2 protein-coding genes and 1 pseudogene are annotated in these 10,648 nt (G+C 66.9%); all 3 read right to left on the bottom strand.

Annotation, left to right across the window (positions count from 1 at the left end; genetic code table 11):
• Nucleotides 1-2,781: pseudogene (locus AC3RJ7_RS02875) on the bottom strand (hypothetical protein); the annotation flags it as partial.
• Between the two features lie 323 nt (nucleotides 2,782-3,104).
• A complete protein-coding gene (rpoC, locus tag AC3RJ7_RS02870) occupies nucleotides 3,105-7,001 on the bottom strand; it encodes a DNA-directed RNA polymerase subunit beta' (protein WP_491454343.1) in 3,897 nt (1,298 codons plus the stop codon).
• Nucleotides 7,002-7,042: 41 nt separating this feature from the next.
• Nucleotides 7,043-10,534, bottom strand: a complete 3,492-nt coding sequence (gene rpoB / locus AC3RJ7_RS02865; RefSeq protein WP_491454342.1) for a DNA-directed RNA polymerase subunit beta — start codon at nucleotides 10,532-10,534, stop codon at nucleotides 7,043-7,045.
• Nucleotides 10,535-10,648 lie beyond the last annotated feature (114 nt).

Here is a 10,648-nt window from a genome sequence, read left to right as displayed (position 1 = left end):
CACCGTCACCGGCTTGCCCGCACTCGACGACGGCAGCGTGTACGTCGATGCGGTCGCTCCGGACACCGCGACACCGTCCACGTACCACTGGTACGACAGCACCGTGCCCCTCGTCCACGAGCCCGGCACCGCCGACAACTTCCCGCCGACCCGAGCCGTCCCCGACACCGTCGGAACCGAAACCAACGCCACCCGGACCGACGTCGCCTTCGACGTCACCGCCGTGGCAACCCAGGCCGGGTCATCGACGTACACCCTCACCGAGAGTTGCGCCCCCACGTGGGAGGGGGTCGGTTGAAACCGATTGGACGTTGCCTTCGAAATTGCTGCGCCGTTCGCATACCACTGATACTTCAGCGGCGCTCCGGGTCCCCAGTCTCCCGGGGTTGCGGTGAGTGTCGACCCGACGTACGGGCTTCCCGAGATGACCGGAACTCGAGCGGAAACCGCCTGAGCCGTCGGTGCCGATCTCACCCACGCCTCTCCGTAGCCGTCCTTCTTGCCCCACGCGATGACGCTGATGCGTTTGCCGGCCGCCTCCGGAGGCACAGTGAACTCGGCCTCGTGCTGCGAATAGCCGACGACCCACTCGCCGTCGAGCAACCATTCCCAATTCACGATTGCGCCGGCCGTCCAATCGCCCAGATCGACTTTGAGGACCTCGCCGACACGCGCAACCCCGGAGATCGTCGGCGTCGCAGGTTTGATCACGCGGAGGGAGGGCTCAGAAACGGCCGAACCGTCGGCATATCCCGGTGCACTCCCCGATGTCCGCACAGTGAGGCGCTTTCCCTCGTCCGCGATGGTCGGCGTGTAGCGTTCACGGGTGGCGCCCGGGATCGGGATTCCGTCCGCGTACCACTGCCGAGCGGTCGTCGTTGAACCCGACGTGTTCCAATACGCGTCCCGAATGAGCAATTCGACACCCACAGCAGGCTCGCCGCCGTCATCGAACCAGGGTTTGCCCCACTTGAGGACCTTCGGGGTCCACGCAGAGTCCGCGGTCATCGTCGAGTATCCGGTCTTCGTCGCCGTCGCCGTCACCCTGATCCCGGCGTTCGCCATCTCGGGTGTGACGACGAGCTCCGGGCCGACATGGGCGGGCGCGAACCCCCCGACCCACCGGTAGACGATTTCGACCCCGGGGACCGGCGAGGTCGCCGAGGCGGTGAGCGTTTCGCCGATCGCAACCGTGCCGCTGATTGTGGGCACGCTGACCGTCGCCTGCCGACCCGTGACGACGCCGGTGAGATATCCGTTCGGTTTTGCGGTGAGGGTGCCGGCAGTCTCGAGGCTCTCAGCAGCAGGCCAATACCATTCCGCGCCTGATCTCGGCGTAATCCTGAGCCGGATCTCGCCGGGCCGCACTCCCTCGAGTTCGAAGCCGCCGAGGATGTCGCTCTCGGTGGACGCGACATCGGAGCCCATGTTGTCGACGGCAGTCACGACGGCACCGCTGACGGGCATCCAGCCGTCATCGTACAAACGGACCGTCCCCCGGATCTCGGCCCCCTCGAACGGCACGAAGGCGATGCCGCCGCGCGATTCCCCTTCGCCGACGACAACCGATTCGGCGTCCGACTCCGTTCGCACGCCAGGCCACCACTCGCCGATGAAACGAGACGCGTCCATCTGCGAATCAGACCACCAACCGTCGAGATCGGACGTGCTCTCGTCCCACCCGTCGAGCGCACGAACAGTGTACTCACCGGCCGGGAGCCCGCCGACACGATACTCGGTCGTGGAGTCGGGTTTGGTCGATCCCGCGATACGCCCGTCTGCATCGAACACGACGACACGCCGCGACGAACTCCGCCCGGACACGGAAGCTGCAGGCTCGAGCACCGCGTTCTGCTCGAGCGACCCGCCAGCCTCGAGATCATAGAGCGCGGCCAGGCTCAGGAGCGACGCTGCGCCGGAGTATTCGCGTGCCGAACCCGCGCCTCCTGTGTACTCGAACGCATATCGACCTGGTGTCAGATGAAGCTCGAACCGGCCGTCTTCGTTGGCGAATGCGGTCTCGGCTTCCTCGAATCGAGCGCCGACGAGTCGATGCGCGGTTACCTTGCCATCGGCGTCGGCCAGCCCATCTGCACCGGTGATGCCTCCCGTGACCAGTGCGGGCTGGATCGTCGTGAGACTGAACGACCGACGACTCCCCTCGGCCAGTACGAACGGTTCGGCATCGGCCGAGCTCGCGACTCCCGGCCACCACATCGCCGGCTCACCCTCGATCTGGTACTTGAGAAGGTATTCACCGGCGGCCACCTTCGGAAGCGAGAACCGATCGCTGAACTGAGTCCGTCCATCCGTGAGTGCGGGGGCCGAGCCCTCGACGACTCGATAGAGCAGCACGCTCCCGACGGCGATCCGATCGAGGTGATTGCGCAAAGTCCCGGTGACGCTCGCGCTCCGCTGCAATTCGAGATCTGCTTCGGCCCTCGTCCCGTCGATGCGAAAGAGCGGGCCCTCGGTCTGCGCCATGAACGGAGAGGAGGGGGAGCTCGCGGCGATGATCCGGAAGTAGTCCCCCGGGTACACCGGAGTCTTGAGTGCGATCGCATAGGTTCCATCCGCCGCGCTCACAGTCCACCCGAAGTCGTTCTCAACGACACTCCCGGTCGACTGACGCTGGAGTCGCTTGAGGACCACGCGGACGTCTTCGATGCCCGAGCCCGCATCGTCGGAAATGCGCCCGGTGACGACCGGGAGCGGGTCCGCGCCGTCCTCCGCATACGCCCCTGACTCCGGGACTGACAGTCCGGCGATCAGCATCGCCATGGTGAGCAGGACGGCCGCGATCGGGCTGACGAGTGTGGACGCGATCCGGCGCCTAACGTGGGTATTTGGGCGCTCGGGGCTCGGTAGGGCAAGGCTCGGCATCGGGACCTCGGGTCGGGGCGACATCAAGTCGCGAACGGGTGGACCCAGCATAGGGGCACCTCGAGATCAGCACGACGATTATGCGGATCCGGATCTCGATGACGCTGTGTGACCCGATGGGCCGCACCAGCCGCCCGGGGACGACGAAGGGCCCCGGATCGCTCCGGGGCCCTTCGTGGATCTCGATTCGGCGCTGCGCGCCTATTCGATCACCGGGTGGTTCAGCTGTAGTTGCCGGGCGTGAAGTCGTCGCTCGAGAACGCGTCGAAGTCGACGAAGCTGAGGTCGCCCTCGCTGAAGGCCGCGTCGTCGGTGAAGATGCGGTTCGGGTAGCGCTCCGCCTTCGCCTCCTCCGTGGCCTCGACCGCGACGTTCCGGTACTTGCCGAGGCCCGTACCGGCCGGGATCAGCTTTCCGATGATCACGTTCTCCTTGAGGCCGACCAGCGGGTCGCTCTTGCCCTCCATGGCGGCCTGCGTGAGCACGCGGGTCGTCTCCTGGAAGGACGCGGCCGACAGCCACGACTCGGTCGCCAGCGAGGCCTTGGTGATACCCATGACCTCCTGACGGGCCGACGCCGTCTTCTTGCCCTCGGTGAGCGCCGCGCGGTTGATCTCGTTGTACTTCGAGCGGTCGACGAGCTCACCGGGCAGCAGGTCGGTGTCGCCGTGGTCGACGACGGTGACCTTGCGCAGCATCTGGCGCACGATGACCTCGATGTGCTTGTCGTGGATCGGCACGCCCTGCGAGCGGTACACGTCCTGGACGCCGTTCACCAGGTGCTTCTGCACCTCGCGCACGCCCTTGACCCGGAGGACCTCCTTCGGGTCGACGGTGCCGACGATCAGCTGCTGGCCGAGCTCGACGTGCTGGCCGTCCTCGACGAGCAGCGTCGAGCGCTTGAGCACGTTGTACGTGATCGGCTCGTCGCCGTTGTCGGGGGTGAGGATGACCTTGCGCTGCTTGTCGGTCTCGTCGATGGTGATGCGACCCGGAGCCTCGACGATGGGCGACGCACCCTTGGGGGTACGGGCCTCGAAGAGCTCCTGCACGCGGGGAAGACCCTGCGTGATGTCGTCGGCCGAGGCCGAACCACCGGTGTGGAAGGTACGCATCGTGAGCTGCGTGCCGGGCTCACCGATCGACTGGGCCGCGATGATGCCGACGGCCTCGCCGATGTCGACGAGCTTGCCGGTCGCGAGCGAACGGCCGTAGCACTTCGCGCAGACGCCGACGGCCGACTCGCAGGTGAGCACCGAGCGAACCCGGATCGACTCGACGCCCGCGGCGATGAGCTCGTTGATGAGCACGTCGCCGACGTCGCTGCCGGCCTCGGCCACGACCTCGCCCTTGGCGTCGACCGCGTCGGCCGCGAGCGACCGCGCGAACACCGAGTTCTCGACGTTGGGGTCGCGGACGAGCTCGCCCGAGGCATCCACCGTCGCGATCGGGAGCTCGAGGCCCTTCGTCGTGCCGCAGTCGTCCTCGCGGATGATCACGTCCTGCGAGACGTCGACGAGACGACGCGTGAGGTAGCCCGAGTCGGCCGTGCGGAGGGCCGTGTCGGCCAGACCCTTACGGGCACCGTGCGTCGCGATGAAGTACTCGGCGACCGAGAGGCCCTCGCGGTAGCTCGAGATGATCGGGCGAGGGATGATCTCACCCTTCGGGTTGTTCACGAGGCCTCGCATGCCGGCGATGTTGCGCACCTGCAGCCAGTTACCACGAGCGCCCGACGTGACCATGCGGTTGATGGTGTTGTCGGTCGGGAAGTTCTCCTGCATGGCCTTGGCGACCTCGTCGGTGGCCTTCGTCCAGATCTGGATGAGCTCCTGACGACGCTCGAGGTCGGTCGTGAGACCCTTCTCGAACTGCGACTGCACCTTGGCGGCCTGCTTCTCGTACTTCGCGACGATCTCGCCCTTCGACGGGGGCGTGATGATGTCGGAGAGCGCGACGGTGACGCCCGAACGGGTCGCCCAGCGGAAGCCGGCGTCCTTGATGCGGTCGAGGGTCGCGGCCACCTCGGTCTTGGGGTAGCGCTCGGCGAGGTCGTTGACGATCTCCGAGATCTGGCCCTTGCCGGCCTGGCGGTTGAAGTACGGGTAGTCGACCGGGAGCGCCTCGTTGAAGAGGGCGCGACCGAGGGTCGTCTCCATGAGGAACGGCTTGCCCGACTCGAAGCCCTCGGGCTCGTCGCCCTCGCCGAAGTGCAGGCCGTCGAGACGGATCTTCACCTTGGCGCCGAGGTCGAGCTCGAGCTCGCCCGGACGGTTCTGGTCGAACGCGAGGATCGCCTCGGCGATCGACGAGAACGCGCGGCCCTCGCCGGCGGCGCCCGGCTTCTCGGTCGTCAGGTGGTGCAGGCCGATGATCATGTCCTGCGAGGGCAGGGTCACCGGACGGCCGTCCGACGGCTTCAGGATGTTGTTCGAGGCGAGCATCAGGATGCGGGCCTCGGCCTGGGCCTCGACCGACAGCGGCAGGTGCACGGCCATCTGGTCGCCGTCGAAGTCCGCGTTGAACGCGGCGCAGACGAGCGGGTGGAGCTGGATGGCCTTGCCCTCGACGAGCTGCGGCTCGAACGCCTGGATGCCGAGACGGTGCAGGGTGGGCGCACGGTTCAGCAGCACGGGGCGCTCGCGGATGATCTCCTCGAGGACGTCCCACACGTGCGGGTTCGAGCGCTCGACCATGCGCTTGGCCGCCTTGATGTTCTGGGCGTGGCTCAGGTCGATGAGGCGCTTGATCACGAACGGCTTGAAGAGCTCGAGCGCCATCTGCTTGGGCAGACCGCACTGGTGCAGCTTCAGCTGCGGGCCGACGACGATGACCGAACGGCCCGAGTAGTCGACGCGCTTGCCGAGCAGGTTCTGGCGGAAGCGACCCTGCTTGCCCTTGAGCATGTCGCTCAGGGACTTGAGGGCGCGGTTGCCGGTACCCGTGACCGGGCGGCCGCGGCGGCCGTTGTCGAACAGCGCGTCGACCGCCTCTTGAAGCATGCGCTTCTCGTTGTTCACGATGATCTCGGGGGCACCGAGGTCGAGGAGGCGGCGCAGACGGTTGTTGCGGTTGATCACACGACGGTAGAGGTCGTTGAGGTCGCTGGTCGCGAAGCGGCCACCGTCGAGCTGGACCATCGGGCGCAGCTCCGGCGGGATCACCGGCACGACGTCGAGCACCATCGCCGCGGGCGAGGTGCCCGTCGCGAGGAACGAGTTGACGACGCGCAGGCGCTTGATCGCGCGGATCTTCTTCTGGCCCTTGCCCTCGGCGATCTGCAGGTGCAGGTCCTCCGCCTCGGCGGCCAGGTCGAAGGTCTCGAGGCGCTTCTTGATGGCCTCGGCGCCCATGTAGGCGTCGAAGTACATGCCGAAGCGGTCCTGGAGCTCGTGGAACACCGAGTCCTCGGGCTTGAGGTCGCCGACCTTGAGCGTGCGGAAGTCCTCCCACACGCGCTCGAGGTGCGCGATCTGCTCGTCGCCCGACTTGCGGACCTGGGCCATCTCCTTGTCGGCGGCGGCCTCGGCGCGCTTGCGCTGGTCGCTCTTGGCGCCCTCGGCCTCGAGGGCTGCGAGCTCCTCCTCCTTGCGGGCCATGAGCGTCGCGATGCGCGCGTCGCGCTGGTCGCCGATGGTCTTGATCTCGAGCCGGAGCTCGTTCTCGAGGCCGGGCATGTCGGCGTGACGACCCTCGTCGTCGACGTCGATCACCATGTAGGCGGCGAAGTAGATGACCTTCTCGAGGTCCTTCGGCGCCATGTCGAGCAGGTACCCGAGGCGCGAGGGCACGCCCTTGAAGTACCAGATGTGCGTCACCGGGGCGGCGAGCTCGATGTGGCCCATCCGCTCACGGCGCACGGAGGACTTGGTGACCTCCACGCCGCATCGCTCGCAGACGATGCCCTTGAAGCGCACGCGCTTGTACTTGCCGCAGGCGCACTCCCAGTCGCGGCTGGGTCCGAAGATCTGCTCGCCGAAGAGCCCGTCCTTCTCGGGCTTCAGCGTGCGGTAGTTGATGGTCTCGGGCTTCTTGACCTCGCCGTAGGACCACTTGCGGATGTCCTCTGCGGTGGCCAGGCCGATACGAAGCTCATCGAACGTCGTTGCGTCGAGCAATTTCTCTCCTAGATTCCTGAAGTCGTGTCGTACCTGGCGGTTCAGATCTCGTCGATGTTCGACGACTCGAAGCGCGCGGAGATGTTGATGCCGAGCTCCTCCGCGGCGCGGAAGGCCTCGTCATCGGTGTCGCGGAGCGAGACCGCGGTGCCGTCGGCCGAGAGCACCTCGACGTTCAGGCAGAGCGACTGCATCTCCTTCATGAGCACCTTGAACGACTCGGGGATGCCGGGCTCCTGGATGTTCTCGCCCTTGACGATCGCCTCGTAGACCTTGACGCGGCCGAGGATGTCGTCGGACTTGATCGTGAGGAGCTCCTGCAGCGCGTACGCGGCGCCGTAGGCCTGGAGCGCCCAGACCTCCATCTCACCGAATCGCTGGCCACCGAACTGCGCCTTACCACCGAGCGGCTGCTGGGTGATCATCGAGTACGGGCCCGTCGAACGCGCGTGGATCTTGTCGTCGACGAGGTGGTGCAGCTTCAGGATGTACATGTAACCGACCGAGACCGGGTACGGGAAGGGCTCGCCCGAACGGCCGTCGAAGAGCTGCGTCTTGCCGCTCGAGTCGATGAGCCGCTCGCCGTCGCGGTTGGGCAGCGTCGAGTCGAGCAGACCGGCGATCTCCTCCTCGAAGGCGCCGTCGAACACCGGGGTCGCGACCTTGGTGCCGGGCGCGGCCTCGTGCGCGGCCTCGGGCAGGCGCTTGGCCCACGCCGGCTTGCCCTCGACCTTCCAGCCCTGCTTCGCGACCCAGCCGAGGTGGGTCTCGAGCACCTGGCCGAAGTTCATTCGACCGGGGATGCCGAGCGGGTTGAGGATGACGTCGACCGGGGTGCCGTCCGCGAGGAACGGCATGTCCTCGACCGGCAGGATCTTCGAGATGACGCCCTTGTTGCCGTGGCGGCCCGCGAGCTTGTCGCCCTCGGTGATCTTGCGCTTCTGGGCGATGTACACGACCACGCGCTGGTTGACGCCCGAGCCGAGCTCGTCGTCGCCGTCCTGCGCGTCGAACACCTTGACGGCGATGATCGTGCCCTGCTCGCCGTGGGGCACCTTGAGGGACGTGTCGCGGACCTCGCGGCTCTTCTCGTTGAAGATCGCGCGGAGCAGTCGCTCCTCCGCCGACAGCTCGGTCTCGCCCTTCGGCGTGACCTTGCCGACGAGGATGTCGCCGGGGCGGACCTCGGCGCCGATGCGGATGATGCCGCGCTCGTCGAGGTCGGCCAGCAGGTCGGGGCTCACGTTGGGGAGGTCACGGGTGATCTCCTCCTTGCCGAGCTTCGTGTCGCGGGCGTCGACCTCGTACTCCTCGATGTGGATCGACGAGAGCACGTCGTCCTTCACGAGGTTCTGGCTGAGGATGATCGCGTCCTCGAAGTTGTGGCCCTCCCACGGCATGAACGCGACCAGCAGGTTCTTGCCGAGCGCGAGCTCGCCGTTGTCGGTCGCGGGGCCGTCGGCGATGACCTCGCCGGCCTCGATGCGCTCACCGGCGCTGACGATCACGCGGTTGTTGTACGAGGTGCCCTGGTTCGAGCGGTCGAACTTGCGCAGGAAGTAGGTCTGCGTGCCGCCCTCGTCGAGCTGCACGGTGACCGAGTCGGCCGAGACCTCGGCGACCACACCGGCCTTGTCGGCGGTGATGACGTCGCCGGCGTCGATCGCGGCGTAGCCCTCCATACCGGTGCCCACGAACGGCGAGTCGCTGCGGAGCAGCGGCACGGCCTGGCGCTGCATGTTCGCACCCATGAGGGCGCGGTTCGCGTCGTCGTGCTCGAGGAACGGGATGAGCGACGTGCCGACCGACACCATCTGGCGCGGCGAGACATCCATGTAGCCGATCTCGTCGGCCGGGAACAGGTCGACCTCGCCGCCCTTCTTGCGGGCGAGCACGCGCTCCTCCACGAAGTGGCCGTCGGCCTTCAGCGGCGCGTTGGCCTGGGCGACGATGTAGTCGTCCTCCTCCATCGCCGTGAGGTAGTCGATCTTGTCGGTGACCTTGCCGGCCTCGACCTTGCGGTACGGGGTCTCGATGAAGCCGAACGAGTTGATGCGCGCGAACGACGCGAGCGAGCCGATGAGGCCGATGTTCGGGCCTTCAGGGGTCTCGATCGGGCACATGCGGCCGTAGTGCGAGGGGTGGACGTCACGGACCTCGACGCCCGCGCGGTCGCGCGAGAGACCGCCGGGGCCGAGCGCCGAGAGGCGACGCTTGTGGGTCAGGCCCGCGAGCGGGTTGTTCTGGTCCATGAACTGCGACAGCTGCGAGGTGCCGAAGAACTCCTTGATCGCGGCGACGACGGGTCGCACGTTGATCAGGGTCTGCGGCGTGATCGCCTCGATGTCCTGCGTGGTCATGCGCTCGCGGACCACGCGCTCCATGCGGCTGAGGCCGGTGCGCACCTGGTTCTGGATGAGCTCGCCGACCGCGCGGATGCGACGGTTGCCGAAGTTGTCGATGTCGTCGACGTCGAGGCGGATCTCGACCGCCTTGCCGCCGCGGCGGCCCGGCAGCGTCTCGCGCTCGTCGTGCAGGGCGACGAGGTACTTGATCGTGGCGACGATGTCCTGGACCGTCAGCACCGAGTCGGTGAGGGGGGCCTCGAGACCGAGCTTGTTGTTGATCTTGTACCGGCCGACCTTCGCCAGGTCGTAGCGCTTCGGGTTGAAGTAGAAGTTGTCGAGGAGCGCACGCGCGGCCTCGGCGGCGACCTGCTCGCCCGGACGGAGCTTGCGGTAGATGTCCTTGAGCGCCTCTTCCTTCGTGAGGATGTTGTCCTTCTCGAGGGTGAGGGCGATCGACTCGTAGCCGGCGAACTCCTCGAGGATCTCCTCGGAGGTGAGGCCGAGGGCCTTCAGGAACACCGTGACCGACTGCTTGCGCTTGCGGTCGATGCGGACGCCGACCTGGTCGCGCTTGTCGATCTCGAACTCGAGCCACGCACCGCGGCTCGGGATGACGCGGGCCGAGTAGATGTCCTTGTCGCTGGTCTTCTCGGGCGTGCGCTCGAAGTAGACGCCGGGCGAACGGACGAGCTGCGAGACGACGACGCGCTCGGTGCCGTTGATGACGAACGTGCCCTTGGGGGTCATGAGCGGGAAGTCGCCCATGAAGACCGTCTGGGTCTTGATCTCACCCGTGAGGTGGTTCATGAACTCCGCGTTCACGTAGAGCGGAGCGGAGTAGGTCTTCGACTTCTCCTTGCACTCGTCGATCGTGTACTTCGGCGGCTCGAGCTCGGGGTTCGTGAACGAGAGCTGCATGGTCTCGCCGAGGTCTTCGATCGGGGAGATCTCCTCGAAGATCTCCTCCAGGCCCGTGGTCTCGGGCAGGTCCTGGCGACCGGCCGACTTGGCCTCGGCGACGCGTGCCTTCCAGGCGTCGTTGCCGACGAGCCAGTCGAAGCTCTCGGTCTGGAGTGCGAGCAGGTCGGGTACCGTGAGGGTATCGGTGACCTTCGCGAACGAGAGGCGGCTGGCACCGCGTCCGTTCTTGGGGGTGGGCGTGGTCGCGTTGCGCGCAGCAGCCAAGTGAATTACCTCCATGGCCCCGTCGGGCCGGTTCACTGTCGGTAGCGGAGAGTTCAGTACCCCTCAGACACGTGCTGATGCCGGAGATTCGAAGACCTCGACACGCACGGAAGC

This window comes from Agromyces solani, from assembly GCF_058349925.1.
The sequence above is the reverse complement of the archived record's forward strand: the minus strand, read 5'-3'. Positions and strand labels throughout refer to the sequence as shown.